The organism is Neisseria uirgultaei, assembly GCF_962719845.1.
GTDB lineage: Bacteria > Pseudomonadota > Gammaproteobacteria > Burkholderiales > Neisseriaceae > Neisseria > Neisseria bergeri.
The window spans coordinates 70011-92855 of record NZ_CAUIYF010000002.1 but is presented as its reverse complement, the minus strand read 5'-3'; the positions used below and the strand labels follow the sequence as shown (position 1 = coordinate 92855).

Annotated in this window: 26 protein-coding genes and 2 tRNA genes; 13 read left to right on the top strand and 15 right to left on the bottom strand. The window is 50.7% G+C overall.

Features of this window, described 5'->3' with window-relative positions:
* Positions 1-3: 3 nt before the first annotated feature.
* The 4 genes from Q9J32_RS01645 to yciA all read left to right on the top strand — a co-directional run bounded on the left by Q9J32_RS01645 (position 4) and on the right by yciA (position 1549).
* Entirely contained in the window at positions 4-174 is a 171-nt protein-coding gene (locus tag Q9J32_RS01645) for a hypothetical protein (RefSeq protein WP_304675349.1), read from the top strand.
* 182 nt (positions 175-356) lie between these two features.
* A complete protein-coding gene (locus Q9J32_RS01640) occupies positions 357-527 on the top strand; it encodes a hypothetical protein (protein WP_199901114.1) in 171 nt (56 codons plus the stop codon).
* A gap of 157 nt (positions 528-684) precedes the next feature.
* Entirely contained in the window at positions 685-915 is a 231-nt protein-coding gene (locus Q9J32_RS01635; protein WP_300905696.1) for a hypothetical protein, read from the top strand.
* A 187-nt stretch (positions 916-1102) separates the two neighbouring features.
* Positions 1103-1549 (top strand): acyl-CoA thioester hydrolase YciA, encoded by a 447-nt coding sequence (gene yciA, locus Q9J32_RS01630; RefSeq protein WP_002230436.1) that lies wholly within the window; start codon positions 1103-1105, stop codon positions 1547-1549.
* A 50-nt stretch (positions 1550-1599) separates the two neighbouring features.
* Here yciA and Q9J32_RS01625 read toward each other — a convergent pair whose 3' ends face one another.
* On the bottom strand, positions 1600-2421 hold the full coding sequence (locus tag Q9J32_RS01625) for an SDR family oxidoreductase (protein ID WP_118788102.1): 822 nt from the start codon (positions 2419-2421) through the stop codon (positions 1600-1602).
* 114 nt (positions 2422-2535) lie between these two features.
* Between Q9J32_RS01625 and Q9J32_RS01620 the strand changes: the two genes are divergently transcribed.
* Positions 2536-2994 (top strand): c-type cytochrome, encoded by a 459-nt coding sequence (locus tag Q9J32_RS01620; protein ID WP_002217424.1) that lies wholly within the window; start codon positions 2536-2538, stop codon positions 2992-2994.
* A gap of 163 nt (positions 2995-3157) precedes the next feature.
* Here Q9J32_RS01620 and lst read toward each other — a convergent pair whose 3' ends face one another.
* Entirely contained in the window at positions 3158-4273 is a 1116-nt protein-coding gene (lst, locus tag Q9J32_RS01615; protein ID WP_301885448.1) for an N-acetyllactosaminide alpha-2,3-sialyltransferase, read from the bottom strand.
* A 328-nt stretch (positions 4274-4601) separates the two neighbouring features.
* On the opposite strand from lst, the gene Q9J32_RS01610 reads away from it, so the two are divergent.
* Both Q9J32_RS01610 and Q9J32_RS01605 read left to right on the top strand, forming a co-directional pair.
* Positions 4602-6827 carry an NADP-dependent isocitrate dehydrogenase gene (locus tag Q9J32_RS01610; protein WP_301885449.1) on the top strand — a complete coding sequence of 742 codons (2226 nt, stop codon included), beginning with the start codon at positions 4602-4604 and terminating at the stop codon, positions 6825-6827.
* Between the two features lie 142 nt (positions 6828-6969).
* The gene (locus tag Q9J32_RS01605) at positions 6970-7272 is read left to right on the top strand and encodes a hypothetical protein (RefSeq protein WP_301885450.1); all 303 of its coding nucleotides are present in this window, start codon (positions 6970-6972) and stop codon (positions 7270-7272) included.
* 328 nt (positions 7273-7600) lie between these two features.
* Here Q9J32_RS01605 and Q9J32_RS01600 read toward each other — a convergent pair.
* The 5 genes from Q9J32_RS01600 to dut all read right to left on the bottom strand — a co-directional run bounded on the left by Q9J32_RS01600 (position 7601) and on the right by dut (position 10588).
* Positions 7601-7690, bottom strand: a tRNA-Ser gene (locus tag Q9J32_RS01600).
* Positions 7691-7768: 78 nt separating this feature from the next.
* Positions 7769-7859, bottom strand: a tRNA-Ser gene (locus Q9J32_RS01595).
* Between the two features lie 82 nt (positions 7860-7941).
* On the bottom strand, positions 7942-8721 hold the full coding sequence (yaaA, locus tag Q9J32_RS01590) for a peroxide stress protein YaaA (protein WP_301885451.1): 780 nt from the start codon (positions 8719-8721) through the stop codon (positions 7942-7944).
* A 155-nt stretch (positions 8722-8876) separates the two neighbouring features.
* A complete protein-coding gene (gene dapC / locus Q9J32_RS01585) occupies positions 8877-10064 on the bottom strand; it encodes a succinyldiaminopimelate transaminase (protein ID WP_301885452.1) in 1188 nt (395 codons plus the stop codon).
* Between the two features lie 71 nt (positions 10065-10135).
* Positions 10136-10588 (bottom strand): dUTP diphosphatase, encoded by a 453-nt coding sequence (gene dut, locus Q9J32_RS01580; RefSeq protein WP_301885453.1) that lies wholly within the window; start codon positions 10586-10588, stop codon positions 10136-10138.
* Between the two features lie 165 nt (positions 10589-10753).
* Between dut and Q9J32_RS01575 the strand changes: the two genes are divergently transcribed.
* Positions 10754-11464 (top strand): AzlC family ABC transporter permease, encoded by a 711-nt coding sequence (locus Q9J32_RS01575; protein ID WP_301885454.1) that lies wholly within the window; start codon positions 10754-10756, stop codon positions 11462-11464.
* Positions 11461-11769, top strand: a complete 309-nt coding sequence (locus Q9J32_RS01570; RefSeq protein WP_301885455.1) for an AzlD family protein — start codon at positions 11461-11463, stop codon at positions 11767-11769. The genes Q9J32_RS01575 and Q9J32_RS01570 overlap by 4 nt, the downstream gene beginning before the upstream one ends.
* A 68-nt stretch (positions 11770-11837) precedes the next feature.
* On the opposite strand, the gene Q9J32_RS01565 is transcribed toward Q9J32_RS01570, so the two are convergent.
* The 6 genes from Q9J32_RS01565 to dnaB form a co-directional block, all read right to left on the bottom strand.
* Positions 11838-12311 carry a PilX family type IV pilin gene (locus Q9J32_RS01565; protein WP_300905694.1) on the bottom strand — a complete coding sequence of 158 codons (474 nt, stop codon included), beginning with the start codon at positions 12309-12311 and terminating at the stop codon, positions 11838-11840.
* A 1-nt stretch (position 12312) separates the two neighbouring features.
* Positions 12313-12909, bottom strand: a complete 597-nt coding sequence (locus tag Q9J32_RS01560) for a pilus assembly PilX family protein (RefSeq protein ID WP_301885456.1) — start codon at positions 12907-12909, stop codon at positions 12313-12315.
* On the bottom strand, positions 12888-13829 hold the full coding sequence (locus Q9J32_RS01555; protein ID WP_301885457.1) for a PilW family protein: 942 nt from the start codon (positions 13827-13829) through the stop codon (positions 12888-12890). The genes Q9J32_RS01560 and Q9J32_RS01555 overlap by 22 nt, the downstream gene beginning before the upstream one ends.
* Positions 13826-14437, bottom strand: coding sequence for a type IV pilus modification protein PilV (gene pilV, locus Q9J32_RS01550; RefSeq protein WP_301885458.1), 612 nt, complete (start codon positions 14435-14437; stop codon positions 13826-13828). Before pilV ends, Q9J32_RS01555 begins: the two co-directional genes overlap by 4 nt.
* Before the next feature lie 28 nt (positions 14438-14465).
* Positions 14466-15131 (bottom strand): GspH/FimT family pseudopilin, encoded by a 666-nt coding sequence (locus tag Q9J32_RS01545; RefSeq protein WP_301885459.1) that lies wholly within the window; start codon positions 15129-15131, stop codon positions 14466-14468.
* 154 nt (positions 15132-15285) lie between these two features.
* Positions 15286-16692: a replicative DNA helicase gene (dnaB, locus tag Q9J32_RS01540; protein WP_301885460.1), complete on the bottom strand. Its 1407-nt coding sequence runs from the start codon at positions 16690-16692 to the stop codon at positions 15286-15288.
* A 160-nt stretch (positions 16693-16852) separates the two neighbouring features.
* On the opposite strand from dnaB, the gene Q9J32_RS01535 reads away from it, so the two are divergent.
* Positions 16853-17434: a superoxide dismutase gene (locus tag Q9J32_RS01535; protein WP_301885461.1), complete on the top strand. Its 582-nt coding sequence runs from the start codon at positions 16853-16855 to the stop codon at positions 17432-17434.
* Positions 17435-17498: 64 nt separating this feature from the next.
* Here the strand turns inward: Q9J32_RS01535 and Q9J32_RS01530 are convergent, their stop codons facing one another.
* Positions 17499-17831: a general secretion pathway protein GspG gene (locus tag Q9J32_RS01530; RefSeq protein ID WP_301667833.1), complete on the bottom strand. Its 333-nt coding sequence runs from the start codon at positions 17829-17831 to the stop codon at positions 17499-17501.
* A 333-nt stretch (positions 17832-18164) separates the two neighbouring features.
* Between Q9J32_RS01530 and cysT the strand changes: the two genes are divergently transcribed.
* From cysT to Q9J32_RS01515, 3 genes are all read left to right on the top strand, one after another.
* Positions 18165-19001 (top strand): sulfate ABC transporter permease subunit CysT, encoded by an 837-nt coding sequence (cysT, locus tag Q9J32_RS01525; RefSeq protein ID WP_301885462.1) that lies wholly within the window; start codon positions 18165-18167, stop codon positions 18999-19001.
* Positions 19002-19263: 262 nt separating this feature from the next.
* Complete coding sequence (gene cysW, locus Q9J32_RS01520; RefSeq protein ID WP_301885463.1) at positions 19264-20124, top strand: sulfate ABC transporter permease subunit CysW; 861 nt, start codon at positions 19264-19266, stop codon at positions 20122-20124.
* Positions 20121-21194, top strand: a complete 1074-nt coding sequence (locus Q9J32_RS01515) for a sulfate/molybdate ABC transporter ATP-binding protein (protein WP_301885464.1) — start codon at positions 20121-20123, stop codon at positions 21192-21194. Before cysW ends, Q9J32_RS01515 begins: the two co-directional genes overlap by 4 nt.
* Positions 21195-21249: 55 nt before the next feature.
* On the opposite strand, the gene ilvA is transcribed toward Q9J32_RS01515, so the two are convergent.
* Positions 21250-22776, bottom strand: a complete 1527-nt coding sequence (ilvA, locus tag Q9J32_RS01510; RefSeq protein WP_301885465.1) for a threonine ammonia-lyase, biosynthetic — start codon at positions 22774-22776, stop codon at positions 21250-21252.
* Positions 22777-22845: the final 69 nt, after the last annotated feature.

The following is a 22845-nucleotide window of genomic DNA, read 5'->3' as shown; positions in this document are numbered from 1 at the left end:
CCGATGCCGTCTGAACCTTCAGACGGCATTTTTGATGCACTCGCCGTTTACAGGCGCAGGACAGGCGTAGTGAAATACCCAAACCGTCATTCCCGACAACACCGTAATCTTGAAATCCGTCATTCCCGCGCAGGCGGGAATCCAGACCTGTCCGCACAGAAACTTATCGGATAAAAACAGTTGCTCAAACCCCGAGATTCTAGATTCCCACTTTCGTGGGAATGACGGTTCAGTTGCGTAGGGCTGGATTGTCGAAAGGGACGGATTCGATGGATTCAATGAAAACGGTAGAAATGTTGGATTGATAGAAATGGCGGACTGAAGCACACCCTACGGCTCGCTGATTCCCGATACCGATGCCGTCTGAACCTTCAGACGGTATTTTTGATGCACTCGCCGTTTACAGGCGCGGGGCGGGCGCAGGGAAATGCCCGAACCGTCATTCCCGACAACACCGTAATCTTGAAACCCGTCATTCCCGCGCAGGCGGGAATCCAGACCTGTCCGCACAGAAACTTATCGGATAAAAACAGTTGCCCAAACCCCGCGTTCTAGATTCCCACTTTCGTGGGAATGACGGGTTCAGTTGCGTAGGACTGAGTCGTCGAAAGTGGCGGATTCGATGGATTCAATGAAAACGGTAGAAATGTTGGATTGATGGAAATGGCGGACTGAAGCCCACCGATTCATCGACTCCAATGCTTCCGATGCTTCCAACGGTTTCAGACGGCATTTTTTACACAATTCCCGCCATTTCCTGTCATTCCCGACAACACCGTAATCTCGAAACCCGTCATTCCCGCGCAGGCGGGAATCCAGACCTGTCCGCACAGAAACTTATCGGATAAAAACAGTTGCCCAAACCCCAAGATTCTAGATTCCCACTTTCGTGGGAATGACGGTTCAGTTGCATAGCAACTGTATTTTTCACCCCGTCGGGCAAAAATACAGTTGCTACGGCCCCGCCCTACAATGCGCCTTGCGAATCTGTCCCGCGCCCGCCCTTGTATGTCTCAAATGGGTTAAACTACGTACTTCCCGACTTCCCGTTTCGGGCAGGGGTGCAGGTCCGATTTATCTTTCAATAAAACAAGGAAACTTTATGCAGCACGAAGAAGGCAACCGCCAACGCCCTCAAGGCGAACTGCTCCTGCGTACCGTCGCTATGCCGCGCGATACCAATCCCAACCAAGACATTTTCGGCGGCTGGATTATGTCGCAAATGGATTTGGGCGGCGGCATATTGGCGGCGGAAATCGCGCGGGGACGCATCGTTACCGTCGCCGTTCAGGAAATGAACTTCATCCGTCCGGTCAAGGTCGGCAACGTCGTCTGCTGCTACGGGCATTGCGTCCGCGTGGGCAATACTTCCCTCCAGCTTAAAGTGGAAGTCTGGGTCAAAACTTTGATGAACGATTGCGTTACCGAAGACCGCCACCTCGTAACCGAGGCGGTGTTCACTTATGTCGCCATCGATGCGGAAGGCAATCCGCGCCCGATTCCGAAAGAAGGCAACCCCAAATTGTCGGGCTTATTGCCTACTCCGTAAAAATACCCGTAAAAATGCCGTCTGAAACTGTCTTCAGACGGCATTCCGCATCATTTGAACCAGGACCTGATGCGGGAAAACAGCGACATACTCTGTTTTTCAAAGTCTTCCCGCACTTCGGGCACGGCTGTTTTTATGACCTTCATTCCTGCAAAAGTCTGCGCCACGGGCATGATTTCAATCGTGTTCACATTCATATGCGCCGGCCGGCGGTACAGCCACAATGCGGTTTCCGCAATATCTTCGGGGCGGATAAATTCCACACCCTCATACACGCCCGCCGCCCTCTCGTCATCGCCTTTGAAGCGCACGTTGGAAAACTCCGTATCGCCGCACAAACCCGGCTCGATATTGGTAACGCGGATATTTTTATCCGCCAACTCCGCACGCAGGTTCAGGCTGAACTGGCGCACAAACGCCTTGGTCGCTCCGTAAACGTTGCTGCCGGCATAAGCATAATTACCCGCAATCGAACCCAAATTCATCACATAGCCGCCGCCGCGCTCCACCATTTGCGGCAAAATCTTGCGCGTCAGGAACGCCAAACCCAAAACATTGGTTTGAATCATCGTTTCCCAATCTTCAAAATCCGCCTTGTCCGCCGTGTCCAGACCCAAAGCCAGCCCGGCATTGTTGATGAGGCAGTCGATATCGGAAAATTCATCGGGGATGCCGTTTAAGGCGTTTTCCACCGACTCGCGGCGCGACACGTCCATTTCCAAAGGGTAAAACAAAGCACCCAATTCATCCGCCAAGGCCTGAAGCCTGTCCGCACGGCGCGCCGCACCGATAACGCGGTATCCCGCCCCGACAAACGCGCGGCACATCGCTTCGCCGAATCCTGCCGAAGCACCGGTAATTAAAACAGCCATTGTTTTTCCTTTCTTTCTCGTTTCCCAAACCTGTTTCAGGTATCATAACGCCCTTCAGACGGCATGACCGCCTGATTCAAAACAACCATACCACCACAACAGGACACATTCAACATGAAAACCCAAATCAGCCTTGCTGCCGCCGCCATCACACTGCTCCTTTCCGCCTGCGGAGGCAGCGGAATACCTTCCCAACCCAAAGGCGAAATTTCCGAAAACCGCACCGCCGCGTTCAAATCTATGATGCCCGACTTCTCGCGTATGGGCAAAATGGTCAAAGGCGAAGAGCCTTACGATGTCGAAAAATTCAAACAGGCTGCGGCGGCGTTTGCCGAAAGCAGCAAAAAACCGTTCACGCTTTTTGAGTCCGACCCGCAAGGCAACGGCCGCGCCCTGCCCGCCGTTTGGTCGGATGGTGCAAAATTTGAAGCCGAAAAAACAAAATTCGCCGCCGCCGTCGAAAAACTCAACGCCGCCGCCCAAACCGGCAAACTGGATGAAATCAAAGCCGCCTACGGCGAAACCGGTGCAAGCTGCAAATCCTGCCACGACAGTTTCCGCGCGCCCGAATAACATCCGAAACAGAACAATGCCGTCTGAAGCTTTCAGACGGCATTTTCTTTGTCATTTCAGCACACGCAAAGCAATCGGAAATTATCGTCAATTCAAAAAATACGCCATATCCTGATTTTTGCCTTACTTACTCCGCCATCTTCTATTTTGATTTGCTATGCGATTAATCTTTATCGTCAAATGTCAAAATCGGGATGCCGGATTGGGTAAACAGGGCATACACCGGCTTGAGCCAATAATCTTCCGGAAGGGAAGCCGGTTTCAATGCGTAAACGTGCACATTGGGAAAATCCTTCATCGTCAACGCCGCGCCGCTGAAAAAGGTATAAATTTCATACCTCGTATGCGGGTTTTTCTTAATTTCGCGCAAAATATAGTCTTCGATAACATAGGGCGAATTTAATGTGGTTACGCCGGAAAGCCCGTAGGTTTGGCGGGGGTGCGGTGCGACATATTGTATGTTGAAATCTTTTGCTGCCTTTTCCGAAATTTCCTTCATCTCTTTGTCGGGCGAACCCAAAAGTATCCGCACCGTGCCGCCCGTTTCGTCCCCCGCCTTCAGTTCGGACGCATCGAACAGCGGCAGGTAAGTCATCTTGCGGCGGCCGTCGTCCATAATGTTTTTCAAACCCTTGAATATCGTGTAATGCTCGTCGGAAGCATTGCGGGTTTTGGCGATGCTCCAATCTCCGATCATCATCCGGGCAAAATTACGCTTGATCGTCCCGTTTACAGAAAACTCATCGCCCAAATAGCTGCTGCTTTGAATTAAATTGCCTGTCCCGTCGTCAAAGGTTTTGATTTCCGCATCCGGGTAAGTGCTCAAAAAGGCGGCAATGCTGACTTTTTCCAAACTTGCCAAATAAATCCGCTTGACCTTCGGCAGCAGCATCGACTTTACCTTCAGCTCCGCCATCGTCGGAATGAAATCAAACGATTTGTTCAAACCGTAGGGCAGGTAGAAAAAATACGCCCGCTCCGCCTTATCCTTTATCTGATTGAAATAATAATCGTATTTTTCGTTCCTGTTTTCAGACATCAGCACCACATAAAACCGCTCCCCCGGATGCTGCGCCATAATCCTTTCTGCCACCTTCATCTGCAATATGGTATAGCAGAAAATCAGATTGACGGGTTCCCCCTCTTCATTGAAGAGTTTGTCCTTCAGCAGGGAAACCGCATTCCTTTCCCCCTGATTTACCCGGTCAAATGTATAAAATATCCCGAAACAAAAAACAATCAGGCACAACACTGTCAAACAGACCTTTTTCAGCCCCATATCCCTAAAACTCCATTCCGACAAATTGAACATACACCCCGAGTGTCCCGGGTGGAAAAATGCGGAATTTTAGCAGATATTCAGAAAGTTACCGAATATTAAAATCAATTTCACCGAAAATGTGCCGCCGCACATCAGGCACAACGCCGCCGTTACCGCCGCCAAAAGCGGGAAAGTCATTTCCCCCTTCTTTTCCCGCCGCCGCGTGCAAACACGCCAAGATCGAACAAAGCGCGAACAAAGCCGCCAAAATATGCCATAATAGCCGCGCACATTCCCCGCGCAATGTGTTTCAAAAGAAAAAACCAACCTACAAGAGAATAATCCTATGACTCAAAAATCCACCATTGTTTATACCCATACCGACGAAGCCCCCGCGCTGGCGACCCAATCTCTGCTGCCAATCGTGCAGGCGTTTACCCGCCACGCCGATATTGATGTCAAAACCAGCGACATTTCTCTCTCCGGCCGTATTTTGGCGGCGTTCCCCGAATACCTGACTGAAGCGCAGTGCGTACCCGACGCGCTTGCCGAGTTGGGCGAACTGGTAAAACAGCCCGACGCAAACGTAATCAAACTGCCGAACATCAGCGCGTCCGTACCGCAACTGACCGCCGCGATTAAAGAATTGCAGTCTAAAGGCTTTGCCGTCCCCGATTATCCTGCCGACCCTCAAACCGATGAAGAAAAAGCCGTGCGCGAACGCTACGACCGCATCAAAGGCAGCGCGGTAAACCCTGTCCTGCGCGAAGGCAACTCCGACCGTCGCGCCCCTAAAGCAGTGAAAAACTTTGCGAAAAAAAATCCGCACAGCATGGGCGCATGGACGAAAGACTCCAAAACCCACGTTGCCACCATGCAAAACGGCGACTTTTTCCATAACGAACAATCCGTTACCGTACCCGATGCGACTTCCGTATCCATCGTATTCACCGACAAACAAGGCAACAAAAAAGAGCTGCGCGAGCCTGTTGCCCTGAAAGCCGGCGAAATCATCGACGCAACCGTAATGAGCAAAAAAGCCCTGCTTGCCTTCCTTGCCGAGCAAGTCAAAGACGCGAAAGCTAAAGGCGTATTGTTCTCGCTGCATATGAAAGCCACGATGATGAAAGTGTCCGATCCGATTATCTTCGGACACGCCGTCAAAGTATTCTTCGCGCCTGTATTTGAAAAATTCGGCGGCAAACTGGCTGCCGCAGGCGTCAATGTCAACAACGGCTTCGGCAACCTGCTTGCCAATCTGGACAAACTGGATGCAGATACCCGCGCCGCCGTTGAGGCCGAAATCGCTGCCGTTTACGCCGCCAACCCTGATTTGGCAATGGTCGATTCCGACAAAGGCATCACCAACCTGCACGTTCCCAGCGATGTCATCGTCGATGCTTCTATGCCCGCGATGATCCGCAATTCCGGCTGTATGTGGGATAAAGACGGCAAAGCGCAAGACACCAAAGCCGTGATTCCCGACAGCAGCTATGCCGGCGTTTACCAAGCGACTATCGACTTCTGCCGCGAACACGGCGCATTCGATCCGACAACCATGGGTACTGTTCCCAATGTCGGTTTGATGGCGCAGGCAGCCGAAGAATACGGTTCGCACAATAAAACTTTCGAAATCGAAGCCGACGGTCAAGTTCAAGTCATTGATGCGGCAGGAAAAGTCCTGATGCAGCACGACGTTGAAGCAGGCGATATTTGGCGTATGTGCCAAACCAAAGACGCGCCCGTCAAAGACTGGGTACAACTCGCCGTCAACCGCGCCCGCCTGAGCAACACGCCTGCCGTGTTCTGGCTCGACGAAAACCGTCCGCACGACAAGAGCCTGCTCGCCAAGGTTAAAGCCTACCTTGCCGAACTGGATACCGACGGCCTCGACATCCGCATCCTCGCTCCTGAAGAAGCCGCCAAGTTCAGCTTAGGCCGTCTGAAAAACGGCGAAGACACCATTTCTGTAACCGGCAACGTCCTACGCGATTATCTGACCGACCTGTTCCCGATTTTGGAACTCGGCACCAGCGCGAAAATGCTGTCTATCGTTCCATTGATGAATGGCGGCGGTATGTTTGAAACCGGTGCGGGCGGTTCTGCACCGAAACACGTCCAACAATTCCTCGAAGAAAACCACTTACGTTGGGACTCTTTGGGCGAATTCCTCGCACTCGCCGTATCGTTTGAACATCTGGCGCAAAAAACCGGCAATGCCAAAGCCCAAGTCCTCGCTGACACTTTGGATGCCGCCACCGAAAAACTGCTGTTGAACGACAAATCGCCTAAACGCAAAGCTGGCGAACTCGACAACCGCGGCAGCCATTTCTACCTCACCCTCTACTGGGCGCAAGAATTGGCAGCTCAAGACAAAGATGCCGAACTGAAAGCCGTATTTGCTCCATTGGCAGCCGCTTTGACTACCAACGAAACCAAAATCGTTGAAGAACTCTCTGCCGTACAAGGCAAAGCGGCCGACATCGGCGGCTACTACGCCGCCAATCCTGAAAAAGCCGCACAAGCGATGCGTCCGAGCGCAACCTTTAATCAGGCACTAAACGCCTTATAAGCATAAAGGCAAAAATGCCGTCTGAACATTTATCGTTCAGACGGCATTAGTTATTCCTATCTGCCTGATTATGATTAAACGCAACACTCATTGATTATAAATAATATAATCTTTAGTTTTTACCCTAGGAAAAGACAATAATATGAAAGCTATTCCAACCATCCTGATTAGCATCCTTTTGGCAACCGCCCTTCCCGCATCCGCACACGGTATGCATAAGAGCAAACCCCTGGCTATGGACGAGCTGCCGCCGATTTGCCAACAATATTTCAAACGCGCCGAAACCTGTTACAACAAAGCCGGAAACAAAGCAGATTTCGCACGCAACAACACCAAATTCCTATTCCAAGCCCTGCCTGCCGCCGATTTGGGACAGCGTAAGCAAATGTGCCAAATCGCTATGGATTCGTTTGCAGAAAAAACCCGCAATCTGAATTGCGAATAAAGCCGCATCAGCAATAGCAATGCCGTCTGAAACCAAGGTTCAGACGGCATTCTCACATCAAAACTCACCGGTTTGATAAAACCCGCCTTCCCCGCATCCCTGACCCGAACAGGATTAAACGGAGTAACGGCTTTAACCATTATGGCAAGTTCCCATTCTCAAAAATTACCATATAAATTAATACCATAAAAACTGTGATCAAAGCATCTGCCGATTGCAGTTTGTTGCAGATAGTTGCGATAAGTCGGCATAATCCGATGATTTTTTATGGTAATTTACACAACCTGAACAAAAAAGAACCGCCCTGAATCAGGACGGTTTTGTTTTGTGGCGGAAACGGTGGGATTCGAACCCACGGAGGATTTGCACCCTCAGCGGATTTCGAGTCCGCTGCATTCAGCCTCTCTGCCACGTTTCCGAAAGATGAAGTAAAACCAAATAAAAATGCCGATGCTTTATGCTACTTCATTTTTATTTGGTTTTTGACTTCAAGGATTGGCGGAAGCGGTGAGATTCGAACTCACGGAGGGCTATCAACCCTCGACGGTTTTCAAGACCGTTGCATTAAACCGCTCTGCCACGCTTCCGTCTTCTTGAAGAAAAGGAATAATAATGAAGTTTATACATTTTGCCAAGCACTTTTTTTGGAAAATACTTAATTTATTGTTTTCACTTTATTTGTTCCGAACGCATAAAAACCCATTCGCTTTCATTGGAAGCCGCGTCATTGAATGCGTAGCCTTCGTAATTAAAATTTTTCAGCATTTCAGGGTCGGTAATATGATGTTCTGCCGCATAGCGCACCATTAATCCGCGTGCGCGCTTGGCATAGAAACTGATGATTTTATATTTGCCGTTTTTTTCGTCTTTAAATATCGGGGTAATCAGCCGCGCCCGAAGTTTTTTCGTGTTGACGGACTTGAAATATTCCTGTGAGGCAAGGTTGACAAGCGTATTACTGCCTGCTTGGGCAAGCGTGTCATTTAAAAGGTTGGTAATGATGTCGCCCCAAAACTCATACAAATTCTTGCCGCGCAAATTGGCAAATGCCGTCCCCATTTCCAAACGGTAGGGCTGCATCAGATCCAGTGGACGCAGAAGACCGTACAGACCGGACAGCAGGCGGACATGGTTTTGTAGATAGCGTATCTGTCCAATATCCAATGTGTTTGCATCCATACCTTCGTAAACATCGCCGTTGAACATAAAGACCGCCTGTTTGGCGTTTTCCGGCGTAAACGGCGTGTGCCATTCTGCATTGCGCTGCGCGTTTAAGAGTGCGATTTTGTCGGAAACGTGCATCAGTTCGGCAATCTGTTGCGGCGCAAGCTCGCGCAGCTGCTGCATTAGAATTTCGGACTCTGCCAGCAGGTCGGGTTGGGTAAACTCGCTGACAGGGGCAGGGTCTTTTTCGTTAAGGTTTTTCGCAGGGGAAAGGACAAAAAACATAATCTGCTCGGTATTGTGTAAAACGTCGGAATTTTAGATTTAAAAACATACTCAGGCAAGCCGATTGATGTGATGCAAATACCGTTATAGCAAATTCAACCGTAAAATATTGAAAATGCCGTCTGAACAAAAGTTCAGACGGCATTTTTTATTCTTTACCGATATAGGGAAACAATGGTTTCCGCAGCTTTGACACAAGTTGCGACATCGGCAACCAAAGCGATACGTACATAACCTTCCCCGGGATTGCCCTGTTCGGTATCCCGCGCCAAAAAACGTCCGGGCAATACTTGGATAGCGGCTTTTTGCCATAAATTGCGTGCAAATGCCAAATCGTCGCCATCCGGGACTTTCAACCAGATGTAAAACGAGGCATCCGGTAATTTAACATCAAATACCTGTTGCAAGATAGGAATAACCCGTTCGAATTTCTCTTGATACAGGCGGCGGTTGTCGATAACGTGTTGTTCGTCGTCCCAAGCGGCAATACTGGCGCGCTGCACGGGAATGCTCATCGCACTGCCGTGATAGGTTCTGTAAAGAAGAAAGTTTTTAAGCAGTTCGGCATCGCCGGCGACAAAACCGGAACGCAGGCCAGGAACATTGGACCGCTTGGACAAACTGGTAAACATAAGCAGTTTTTGCCTGCTTCGACCCGACTGTACAGCGGCTTGCAGGCAGCCCAAAGGTTTGTTGCCGTCGAAATAGATTTCGGAATAACATTCATCCGAGGCAATAATGAAACCATATTTGTCTTGTAAATCAAAAATTTCTTTCCAGCCATCCAAATCCAGTACGCTGCCGCTGGGGTTATTGGGCGAGCAGACGAACACCAGTTTGGTGCGTTTCCAAACCTCTTCGGGAATACTGCGCCAATCGGGGTTGAAAGACGGTGCGGGGCAATTGGCAAAATGGATTTCACCGCCGCCCAAAAGTGTCGCACCTTCATAAATCTGATAAAAGGGATTCGGGCTGACGATTACGGGTTTGATGCCGTCTGAAGCAGGGTTCAACACGGTTTGGACAAAAGAAAACAACGCCTCCCTACTGCCCAAAACCGGCAGAATTTCATTATCCGCATCCACTGTCAAGCCGTCATAACGGCGTTTTAACCAGTTCGCACACGCCTGACGCAGTTCAGGCAGACCCGCAGTCAGCGGATATTTTTCCAACTCGTGCAATGAGGCGGTCAGCGCATCCGTAATGACTTTCGGTGTCGGGTGTTTCGGTTCGCCGATATGCAGCGGGACGGCTTCCATGCCTTCAGGCGCGGAAATGCCCTGCATCGCCTCGCGCAGTCGGGCAAAGGGATAGGGTTTGAGTTGGTTGAGTAAGGTATTCATGATTTTCTCCGGTTGTCGGTATATCGGAAGATATGCCGTCTGAACCGTCCTTCAGACGGCATTCTATATTTTTAGTGGGAACCCGTACTGCCGAAGCCGCCCTCACCCCGGCTGCTTCCGACAAACTCCTCGACACGTTTGAAGCCCGCCTGTACGACCGGAACGATAACCATCTGCGCGATACGCTCGAACGGTTTGACAGTAAACGGCTCGCTGCTTCTGTTCCATAACGACACCTTCAATTCCCCCTGATAATCGGAGTCGATCAAGCCGACCAAATTGCCCAAAACAATACCGTGTTTATGCCCCAATCCGGAACGGGGCAGCAAAACGGCGGCGTATGCGGGATTCGCCAAATAAACCGCCAAACCTGTCGGTACAAGCAACGTTTCGCCCGGCTGCAAAACGACTTCCTCATCCAAACAGGCGCGCAAATCCAAACCTGCAGAACCCTCCGTCGCATAGGCAGGGATAAAATCCGCCATCCTCTCGTCCAACACTTTCATTTCTACTTCAATATTCATCGTCTTGCTCCTGCATACGGCCGGTTTCAAAGATGGGAGATTATACACAAGCCGTGTTTACGCTGAAACACAACAAACTGCTTTTGTTTTGAAACCATCCTCGACTGTCAAAAACATTCTGCCTGTGTATAATACCGCCCCGTCTCTTCATATATAAACATTAACATGACGCACACAGCCTCTCCACGTGATGAATTCATACGCGGCATCAAAGAAAGTTCGCCCATGCTGATTGGGCTTTTGCCTTGGGCATTGATACTCGGTATGCAGGGCGGACAAAAAGGCATGAGCTGGCTGGAAATGTTGTTAATGACGGGGATGAACTTCGCCGGCGGCTCCGAATTTGCAACGGTCAATCTGTGGGCGGCCCCTCTGCCGATACTGCTTATCGCCACCGTAACCTTTATGATCAATTCGCGGCATATCCTGATGGGGGCGGCACTTGCCCCGCACATGAAAGAAATACCGCTGAAAAAAGCCGTGCCCGCACTGTTTTTTATGTGTGATGAAAGCTGGGCGATGGCATTCTCCGAAATCCAAAAACGGAAAGCAGCCGGTTTGCCCGCATTCAATATGCCTTTTTATATGGGCGTATGCTTTATCCTCTACATTACCTGGATAGGGTTTGCCGCCCTCGGCGCGGCAGTAGGGCCTGTGTTCGGCAATGTGTCCGCTTGGGGATTCGGTATGGCGTTTCCTGCCGTATTTCTGGTTTTATTGAGAGGGATGTGGAAAAGTTTTTCCGCATCAAGACCTTGGTTTGTCAGCCTGATTGTTGCATCCGCCGTTTACCTGACCGTTGACGGCGCGTGGTATGTTCCTGCCGGCGCACTGTCCGGTCTGTTATCGGCTTATCTCTGGGGAGAACAAAAATGAAAGACTTGCTGTCGCTCCAATCATTCCTGTTGTGTGCCTCTATGCTTGCCGTAACCTACTCTACACGTCTGATCGGATTTTTCGCACTACGCAACCGAACCCTAAGCCACCGCGCCCAAACCGTTATGGAAGCCGCGCCGGGCTGCGTCCTGATTTCCGTCATTGCCCCCTATTTCGTATCCGACAAGCCGCACGAACTTATTGCCATCGCGTTAACCGCCTTTGCGGCCTGCCGCTTTTCTATGCTCCTTACCGTATTGATAGGAGTCGGCTCGTCAGGCATCTTGGGATGGTTGATGGCATAATTCATTTCAAAATACCCATAAAAATGCCGTCTGAAAATTGATTTTCAGACGGCATTAGCAAAACAGCCCTATTTTTTACGGTTAGAGAAAGCCTCACAACCGGCATCCGCAGACAAGGTTTCCAAATGAGCCCGGGCAGAAGCGGCATCGCGGCATTTGTATCCGTCGCCCACACTGTTCACCCATACCGACAAGGTATAACCCGTCCCTGCCTTCGGAACACCGACCAACCTGTATGCCCTTGATTTTGCCGCATCGACAAACTCCCCCGAAACACTATATTTTTCGGCAATTTTCGGATTCATCTTATAAGCCGGTGCAAACTTTTTCAGTTCCGTATCAAGTTTCTGATTACTTTCCCCGGGATTTTTCAAAATAATCTGCTTGAAAGCATTGTTGATACTGACCATCTCCGTATAAAGCTGGGACTGATAGCCTTTTTCAATATAACTTTGATAAGAAGGTATGGCAATGACGCTGATGATACCGAGTATCGCGACAACTATCATCACCTCAACCAATGTAAACCCTTTTTGCTCCATTTTATTGCTCATCATTATTGCTTACATAAGATTGCAGGACGACCACGGTATTGGCATTCTTACCCCAAGCCTTGGCAGTAACCCTGTAAATATTTTGGTTATTCTTCACACCCAAATATTCGATAATATAACGCGGCATTTTGCTGACGCTTCCCGTACCTTTCCCATATACCATCCCCTTGTTGTCAATGCACAGGTTGGTAGAATTTGCAGGGCAAAAACGCTTCACGGCTTCAACGGTAGGCTTGCCTTGCACCACAATATTGTCAAAAGCCTCTTCATTATCATTATTTGTCCGCACATTAACTGCGGTACACAGGCCGTTTTCACAGTTTTCGCTAAATGTAACCTTACTATCCGTAGTATATTCCAAATCCAAAACCTGAAATTCGCCGTCCCGCAAAGCCGCCTCGGCTAAAGACAAAGCCAATTTCCTGTCTGATTCGTTGGCACTGATCCGCTGTTCGGTATTGTAAGACTGCGCGGCAGTCACAACCAAAAAGGCCACTACTATCATAACCATCAGCACGATAAACAGTGCGAACCCCCTCTGTCCGTCAGAAGTCGGGATTCCCGTCAAAGCGTTCTGTTTGCGCATACATTTCCCCCGCGTATTGTCGCATCGATACGGTAAGCATAAATATTATTGTCTGAGGAAGCGGCAATCTTGGCATCGGTACCGCTATTCAATAAAACCTCCACCCCGGCGGGCGTAACAGCACCTTTGGAGCTGTCGAATTTATCCGTATATTTGAATTTTTCCTCTTTGCCGACATCTTCATCTTCAGGGCAGTCGGAAACATAGATATACCGCACATTCATATGGGTAATCTTTTTCACGAGCAACTGGGGATTACCCCACCCGCCTTTATCATTCAATTGGAAGCGGAACAAACCCTCCTCATCAGAAATCTTGCCGACCGCATAGGCATTGACCTCATGCCTTTGCCGCGCAATATTGCCATTTTGCCTATTATCCGTATCCAGAATCTTCAATTCTTTTTTTACATTTTCTAATGTAGAGATTTGCTTGCCCGGTTTTGATATTGCGGCACAACTGCTGACGACGGTAGTCGCGGCGTTTGCATTAGCATCGTCGATACCGTATTGGAAAATCAATGCCTTACCGGATTGGGTAAAACCCGGATAACCGATATTTGCAGATTCCGCTACGGGGATAAGTTTATCTATACCGTTCCTTTTTAAGGAAAAAAGGGGGTTTTGTTGCGCCGTATCGGAAACAACATCAGTTGTAGTATGCTCGGACATATTGAAACAACCGAAGCCCCCCGCCATTCTTGCATCGCGGACAATCAATGTTGCCGCATTCCGCAAATCCTGTTGTGCGGAAAGACGCTCGTTTGCCGCATCATTTAATTTCCGGGATGTAAAGTAACTCGAACCGACCGCCATCAGGACAATCATACTGAGCAGGCCCGCAACCAGAAATTCAACAATGGTAAAACCTTTCATACCATCATAACTACCTTTGGGTACGTTTAGCATTTTACGTCTCATTCCCGACCTCCGACCCTTGCCTGATAGGTATATACGATATTGTCGCCGTTCGCTTCAAGATTCGTACGGGCGATATCCGAATCCCCTGCCGAATCATTTACCCACAATACTTTAATCAAAGTATCCCCATTTGCCTTATTGTCGCAATTTGAAGAAAAAGTACCGCTGTCGGACAATGTCGGCGCGTTACCCGACGAATCCTTGCAGACGGCGTAATAGATACCGACCGCATCCGGCAAGGCATTTTTCAATTCATAACCGAACCTGTCCAACTGGGCTTTTGCCAAATCCTTCTTGGTTTTCACGGTGCCAAGCGTAAAATCGCCATCCCCGGCTGATGGTGTATAGTTTCCCGTGTAAAGATTATAGTTTTTCTTGTTGCTGTCCGAATCAATGGTCGGATTCATCAACATTCCCTCCATCAGGTTTTGCGTGATTTGGCTGACGATGGTTTGCGTCTCTGCCTCCCTGACGGAAGCGACTGTCCGCAACTGCACGGACAATAGTGCCAAAATACCGATGGTCAGAACGAGCATAGCAACCAAGACTTCTATCAGTGCCATACCGGACTGGGGATCTTTCAGGCGGAAGCAATCATTATTCTTCATTTTTTATTTCCCAAACCGACTAAAACAGTCATTGATGTTGGCATACGGCACGCGTATCGTTTCTAGGACAAACCTCAACCCTGCCGCTGCTGTCAATCAAAACTACCGCCGAGCGGAATTTCTTTTCATCGGCGGAAACCGCCTTCGCATCTGTCAGCACGATTTGGATATAACCGTCGGAGTAAACAAATCTGGAAGTACGCGCGAGATTCTGATCGGGAGAATAGCCGAATGCCCCGTTTTGGTTGAAAGTCCAAACAACACGGTCGGCGGTCGGCTGGGACTTACCGAAAGCGATATGGTTGAAGGCATAATTAATCCGGCCGTCGTCGGCATCATTCAACACCACGCTGCGGAGGAAAACATCCGCCGCATCGCCGTCATATGCCTTATTGCCGTTTTTGTCGCCGAAAGCCAACACTCCCTGCCCCTTCTTGCCCAAGTCGCACTGGTTGTTGACCGTACCGTCTTTTTTAACTTGAACAGGACAGATATAGACAGGGATATTGAGTCGGACGGCTTCGCCCCTGGAGAAACGCAAAAGGTTGGCAACCTGCTCCGCGTGACTGGCAATGCGGCGGGATGCAATCCACCGGCTCATACTGGGGAGGGCTATCATCGCCATAATGGCTGCGATGACCATCACGATAAGCAGCTCTATTAGCGTGAAACCTTGTTGTTTTCGTGTACACATAAGCAATAGGACGTTAACTGGTAATGTATTTTCAATTATATGCCGTCTGAATGCAAAAATGCCTCAAGACCGCATTTTATTTTTTAGGGCAATCTCTAAGCATGATTTTAAACGATTTTGCCTGATTTCGCCTAATAAATTTTTATATAACCATTTAATCTTCTATCTTTGCCTCCTCGGGAACATAGGCAGCATTGTCGAATTTGGTAAACTGCCCCATCCATGTCAGGAAAACTTTTCCGACCGGACCGTTGCGGTGTTTGCCGATAATACATTCGGCAAGGCCTTTCATGGGTGAGTCTTGGTTGTAGTATTCGTCGCGGTACATGAACATAATCAGGTCGGCATCCTGCTCGATTGCGCCGGATTCGCGAAGGTCGGACATCATCGGGCGTTTGTCGGTACGCGATTCGACCGTCCTGCTCAACTGAGACAAAGCGATGATAGGAACCTGCAATTCTTTCGCCAACGCTTTGAGCGATCGCGAAATCTCTCCCAGCTCCGAAGCACGGTTGTCCGAACGTCCCGAACCAGACATCAGTTGCAGGTAGTCGATGACGATCAATCCCAATTTTCCGTTGAACTGACGTGCAAGACGACGGGCGCGGGCGCGCAGTTCGAGAGCAGTCAGGCCCGGTGTCTCATCGATATACATAGGTGCATCGGAAAGCTTGACGACGGCCTCGTTCAACCGCCCCCAATGTTCGTCTTCCAACCTGCCTGTTTTCAGGACGCTTTGGTCTAAGCGTCCGACAGAGCCGAGCATACGCATAACCAACTGCGCACCGCCCATTTCCATCGAGAAAACGGCAACGGGCAGCTTGCCTTCTACGGCAACGTGTTCGGCGATATTGATAGAAAAGGCGGTTTTACCCATAGACGGACGACCGGCGACGATAATCAGGTCTCCGGGCTGAAGGCCCGAGGTTTTTTTGTCGAGGTCGATGAACCCCGTCGGCACGCCGGTTACTTCATCGGGATTGTCGCGCGAGTAGAGCATATCGATGCGCTGTACGACTTCTTTCAGCAAATCGGGCATCTCCAAAAAGCCCTGTTTGGATTTGGCGGTGCTTTCGGCGATTTGGAATACTTTGTTTTCCGCCTCGTCCAAAAGCTGCCCCGCGTCCCTGCCTTGCGGATTGTATGCGCTGCGGGCGATTTCCGTTCCCACTTCGGCGAGTTGGCGCATAATGGAACGCTCGCGCACGATTTCGGCATAACGGCGGATGTTGGCGGCGGACGGGGTGTTTTGCGCCAGCGTAATCAGGTATTCAAATCCGCCTGCCGCTTCCAATTCTTCGTTCCGCTGCAAATCTTCCTGAACCGTAATCACATCGGCGGGACGGCTTTCGTTGATCAGCTTGGCAATGGATCGGAAAATCAGGCGGTGTTCGTGGCGGTAGAAGTCCTCTCCCGAAACCACATCGGCAATCCTGTCCCATGCCGGATTTTCCAGCATCAAACCGCCCAACACGGACTGCTCCGCCTCCATTGAGTGCGGCGGAAGCGACAATGCGCCGACCTCGCGGTCTTCAGACGGCATAGCTGCGTAATCGTTCATGGTACATCCTTATTGTGCCGAAATTGCATTCTTTTATTATAGCGTAAAGCAGGTTCAATTGGTTTCCATCCCTCAAAACAGGTAGAATGCGTGAGCTGCCGATTCGTTTGCAGCAACACTGCCAAAACACAACATCCAAAAACAACATTAGGAGCACAAAATGGAACATAAGCTGCCGCAACTGCCTTATGAACTGGACGCATTGTCCCCGCATCTAAGCAAAGAGACTTTGGAATTCCACTACGGTAAACACCATCAAACCTACATCACCAACCTGAACAATCAAATCAAAGGTACCGAATTTGAAAACCTGCCTTTGGAAGAGATTGTGAAAAAATCTTCGGGCGGCGTGTTCAACAACGCAGCCCAAACTTGGAACCACACCTTCTACTGGCTGGGTTTCACGCCTAAAGGTCAAGGCAACCCTTCCGGCGAACTGGCCGCCGCCATCGACGCCAAATGGGGGAGCTTCGAGAAGTTCCAAGAAGCGTTCAATGCCTGCGCGGCCGGTACTTTCGGCTCCGGTTGGGCGTGGCTGGTGAAAACCCCTGCCGGCGGATTGGATTTGGTTTCCACTTCCAACGCCGCTACGCCGCTGACCACTGAAAACACGCCGCTCTTGACCTGCGACGTGTGGGAACACGCCTACTACATCGACTACCGCAACAGCCGTCCCAACTACCTGAAAGGTTTTTGGGAAATCGTCAACTGGGACGAGGTTGCCAAACGTTTTGCCGCATAAGCCGCAAACCGGCAAAATGCCGTCTGAACACATTTCAGACGGCATTTTTTACGGGAAGTCCGAATCAATGTCCGCAGGCGCAAGCATCGCCGTGGTGTCCGCAACCTTTAGCCGCTTCGAGCCACGCGTCATCATCGCCTTCAAACTCTTCCACTTCGTCAAACTCGCCGCGTTCCACCATGGCGCACAACTCTTCAAGGCTTTCCGCGCCCTCTACCCAAAAACAGGGAATGCCCGGCGGCGTATCGGGCGCAAGCAGTGCCGCCACGCCTTCATGCCACGCAATCCAATAGCCGTTGTCCGTGCGGACGAATTGTGCGTTTTCGTTGACCGACTCGCCTTCCGTGCCTTCCAGCATACGTTCCGCAATGTCCGCCTGAAAAGATAAAATCTGCATAAGTGTTCCTTTATATGATGGTTTTCCGTCAAAACAAGGCGTTATAGTGGATTAACAAAAACCAGTACGGCGTTGCCTCGCCTTAGCTCAAAGAGAACGATTCTCTAAGGTGCTGAAGCACCAAGTGAATCGGTTCCGTACTATTTGTACTGTCTGCGGCTTCGTCGCCTTGTCCTGATTTTTGTTAATCCACTATATTTTAAAACATCGCACCTGCTTGAGAAACTGCCAACCGCTTTATAACAAATTCGTCTTTGCACCAAACTTTCCATTCTTTCCGTTTTTCAGACTGCATCGTTAAAGTAATGCCTTTATTTTCCACCCTTACCGACCATGTTACTGCTCAAAACACCCGGCATCCTTCCCGGCTTCAAAATCAGCCTCGGCCTGACCGTATTGTGCCTGTCGCTTCTGGTGATTTTACCGTTTGCGATGATGGCGGCGAAGGCGGCGGAAATCGGCTGGGGCGGCTTTTGGAACACGATTGCCGAGCCGAACGTGTTGGCGGCGGTATGGCTGAGTTTGCGGATGTCGTTTTATGCGATGCTGACCAATGTCGTGTTCGGCACGCTGGTAGCTTGGGTGTTGGTGCGCTATGAATTTCCGGGCAAGGGGCTGGCGAACGCGCTGGTCGATTTGCCGTTTGCGCTGCCGACGGCGGTTACGGGTATCGCGTTGGCGACCCTGTATGCGCCCAACGGTTGGATAGGCCGTTTTTTCGAGCCTTTGGGCATCAAAATCGCGTTTACGCCCGTCGGCATTTGGATTGCGCTGGTCGTCGTCAGCCTGCCCTTTATCGTCCGCGCCGTGCAGCCGGTATTGGAGGAATTGTCGGGCGAATATGAGGAAGCGGCGGCGACTTTGGGCGCAAACCGCTTTACGACGTTCCGCCGTGTGCTGCTGCCGGAAATCACGCCGGCGCTCTTGACCGGCGCGGGAATGATGTTCGCGCGGGCAACGGGGGAATACGGCTCGGTGATTTTTATCGCGAGCAACATTCCGATGGTTTCCGAAATCCTGCCGCTGATTATTACGGGCAAGCTGGAACAGTTCGACGTACAGGGCGCGTCGGCGGTAGCGTTGTTTATGCTGCTGGTTTCGTTTGTGATTCTGTTTGCGCTGAACGTGATGCAGTGGGCGTTGGGCAGGCGTTCGGGCGCGAAGGGTTGAGGTCGTCTGAAATACCTGTTACCGTCATTCCCGCGCAGGCGGGAATCCATTGGTAAATTTCGGCTGCCTTATTTATTTTCTGTTTTTCTGTTGCCCTGTGGTGGATTCCCGCCTGCGCGGGAATGACGGCAGCCGGACGTTTTTTGCTCCCCTTTTAATCCATAAAAGATAAAAGGCCGTCTGAAAACGAATCCGCCCCACAAAAAACAGTTTTTCAGACGACCTCCAAACATTTTAAAACCAACCAGAGAACACCACCGACATGAAACCCTATTCCGCCAATCCCAACCTGACCGAACCGCGTTGGCTGCGCGTATTGCTGACTGCTACCGCCTTGGGCTTTCTGTTGCTGATGTTGGTTGTGCCTTTGGTTGCCGTATTCTACGAGGCCTTAAAAGGCGGTTGGGATTTGTACCTGAAATCCTTAAGCGATTCCGAAGCGTGGTCTGCCATCAAATTGACGCTGATTACCGCGCTGATTGTCGTCCCCGTCAATGCCGTCTTGGGCGTGGCGATGGCGTGGCTGCTGACCCGTTTCGACTTTCGAGGCAAGCAGTTGCTGACTACCCTGCTCGACTTGCCGTTTTCCGTATCGCCCGTAGTTGCCGGTTTGATGTTCGTCTTATTGTTCGGCGCACACACGGCATTGGGCGGCTGGCTCGAAGCGCAAGGCATACAGATTATCTTCGCCATCCCCGGCATTATTCTGGCGACGCTGTTCGTTACCTTCCCCTTTGTCGCACGCGAAATCATTCCTTTAATGCAGGCGCAAGGCGACAGCGAAGAACAGGCCGCCTTAATACTCGGCGCCAGCGGCTGGCAGATGTTTTGGCGCGTTACCCTGCCCAACATCAAATGGGCGCTGCTCTACGGCATCATCCTCACCAACGCCCGCGCGATGGGCGAGTTCGGCGCGGTCAGCGTAGTATCGGGACACATACGCGGCGAAACCAACACCATCCCGCTTTTGGTCGAAATCTTCTACAACGAATATAACTTCACCGGCGCATTCGCCCTCTCCGGCGTATTGGCACTTTTAGCACTGGCGACGCTGGCGGTGCAAAACATCATCACAAAATTACAAGATAAAAAACTCGCCGCCGCCGAAAGGAACGCAATATGAGCATCACCATTCAAAACTTAAACAAACACTTCGGCAATTTTCACGCGCTGAAAAACATCAACCTCAACGTCCCCACCGGCAAACTCGTTTCCCTGCTCGGCCCGTCCGGCTGCGGCAAAACCACGCTTTTACGCATTATCGCCGGACTGGAAAACGCCGACGGCGGCAAGATTCTGTTTGACGGGCAAGACGTAACCGCCAAACATGTGCGCGAGCGCAAAGTCGGTTTCGTGTTCCAACACTACGCCCTTTTCCGCCATATGAACGTGTTTGACAACGTCGCTTTCGGTTTGACCGTATTGCCCAAGTCCGAACGCCCGTCCAAAGGACAAATCCGCGCCAAAGTCGAAGAATTGCTCAAACTCGTACAACTCTCGCATTTGGCAAAATCCTATCCGCACCAACTCTCCGGCGGGCAACGCCAGCGCATCGCCCTCGCCCGTGCGCTTGCGGTCGAACCGAAACTCCTGCTTTTGGACGAACCCTTCGGCGCGCTGGATGCCAAAGTACGCAAAGAATTACGCACCTGGCTGCGCGACATTCATCACAACCTCGGCGTAACCAGCATTTTGGTTACGCACGACCAAGAAGAAGCCCTTGAAGTTTCCGACGAAATTGTCGTCATGAACCACGGTAAAATCGAACAAACCGGCAGTGCCGAAGCCATTTACCGCAAACCCGAAAACGCCTTCGTTACCGAATTTCTCGGCGAAACCGACGCATTTGAAGGACGCATCGAAAAAGGCTTCTGGCATTACAACGGCTTCGCGTGGAAATTGGACGCACAATACAAGTGGCAGGAACAAACCGCCACCGGCTATATCCGCCCGCACGAATGGCAGATCGCCGCCGAACACGAACCCCCGATGATCCGTGCCAAAATCGAAAAAATCCACGCCGTCGGCGCATTGACGCACGTTTTGGTGAAACACGGCAAACAGGATGTACATATCACGCTGGCAGGCAGCGATGCCGCGCGTTACCCAATCGCCGAAGGCAAAGAATTAAACTTAATTCCGAAACAGGTTTATGTCTTCTCTCAAAACGAGCTGATTGAATATTCGATTTAACCCTGAAAGCACAATGCCGTCTGAAAGGCTTTCAGACGGCATTGCGTGTCAAGCGTCAGGCAAGAAACAGCTTGTACGCGGCATTTTGCGTTTCCTCGTGATAGCTGTATCCCAGACTTTCCAAGAAACCGTCAAATGCGGCGGAATCGTGAGGAGGCACGTCGATACCGACCAAAATCCGCCCGTAATCCGCACCGTGGTTGCGGTAATGGAAGAGCGTAATGTTCCAACCGCCCTGCATATGGTTCAAAAAACGCGCCAACGCCCCCGGACGCTCCGGAAACTCAAAACTGACCAGACGCTCGTTTTCTACTTTGTCCGTCCGCCCTCCAACCATATAACGGATATGGATTTTGGCAATCTCATTGTTGGTCAAATCGACATTGGGCAATCCCGCTTCGTCCAACCGGCTGCCGATAACCGCCAAATCCTGCGGGCCTGCCGCTTGAAGTCCGACAAAGATATGCGCTTTTTCATCGTCGCCGTAGCGGTAGTTGAACTCGGTAATATTCCTATTTCCCAATATATTGACAAACTTAAGGAAGCTGCCGCGTTCTTCGGGGATGGTAACGGCAAAAATACCTTCGTTGCCCTCGCCCAATTCGCTCCGTTCCGAAACGTGGCGCAAACGGTGAAAATTCATATTCGCGCCGCTGGTAACGGCAATCAGGGTTTGGTTTTCCGCGCCTTCTCGGGCGATATAGGCTTTCAGACCTGCCAATGCCAACGCGCCGGCCGGCTCAGTAATGCTGCGCGTGTCATCGAAAATATCCTTGACCGCACCGCAAACCGCATCGGTATCGACTGTAATGATTTCATCCAAAAGTTCTTTGCAGAGGCGGAAGGTTTCGTTTCCGACGACTTTGACCGCAGTGCCGTCTGAAAACAGCCCGACATCTTTCAAATGGACGATTTCACCCGCTTCGACCGACTGCTTCATACAGCAGGAATCGTTGGTCTGAACGCCGATAACTTTGATTTCGGGGCGGACCTGCTTGATAAATGCCGCCACGCCCGCCGCCAAACCGCCGCCGCCTATCGGTACGAATACGGCGCGGATTGGATCGGGATGCTGGCTGACAATTTCCATCCCCACCGTCCCCTGTCCCGCAATCACATCGGGATCGTCAAACGGCGCGATATAGGTCAGCCCTTCTTTTTCCGCCAACTCCATCGCATAATCGTATGCATCGTTGTATGAAACACCCCGCAAAACCACCTCGCCGCCACGGCTTTTAACCGCATCCACTTTGATTTTCGGCGTAGTCTCCGGCATAACGATAACGGCACGGCAGCCCAAACGCTGTGCGGACAACGCCACGCCTTGGGCATGGTTGCCCGCACTTGCCGCAATCACGCCGCAAGCGAGCGCATCTTTCGGCAACTTGGACATTTTGTTGTACGCGCCGCGTATTTTGAACGAAAAAACCGGCTGCAAATCTTCGCGTTTCAAAAGGATGTTGTTTTTCAAACGTACAGAAAGGCTGCGTGCCGTTTCCAAAGGCGTTTCGACCGCAACATCATAGACAGATGCCGTCAGGATGCGGATGAGGTAATCGGAATAAGGAAGGGGCGTGTTCATAATTCAATATGGGATAATCGGTTTATTAAAATCGCAAAACCCAAAACCATACGCCCAAGACGGCGCGAA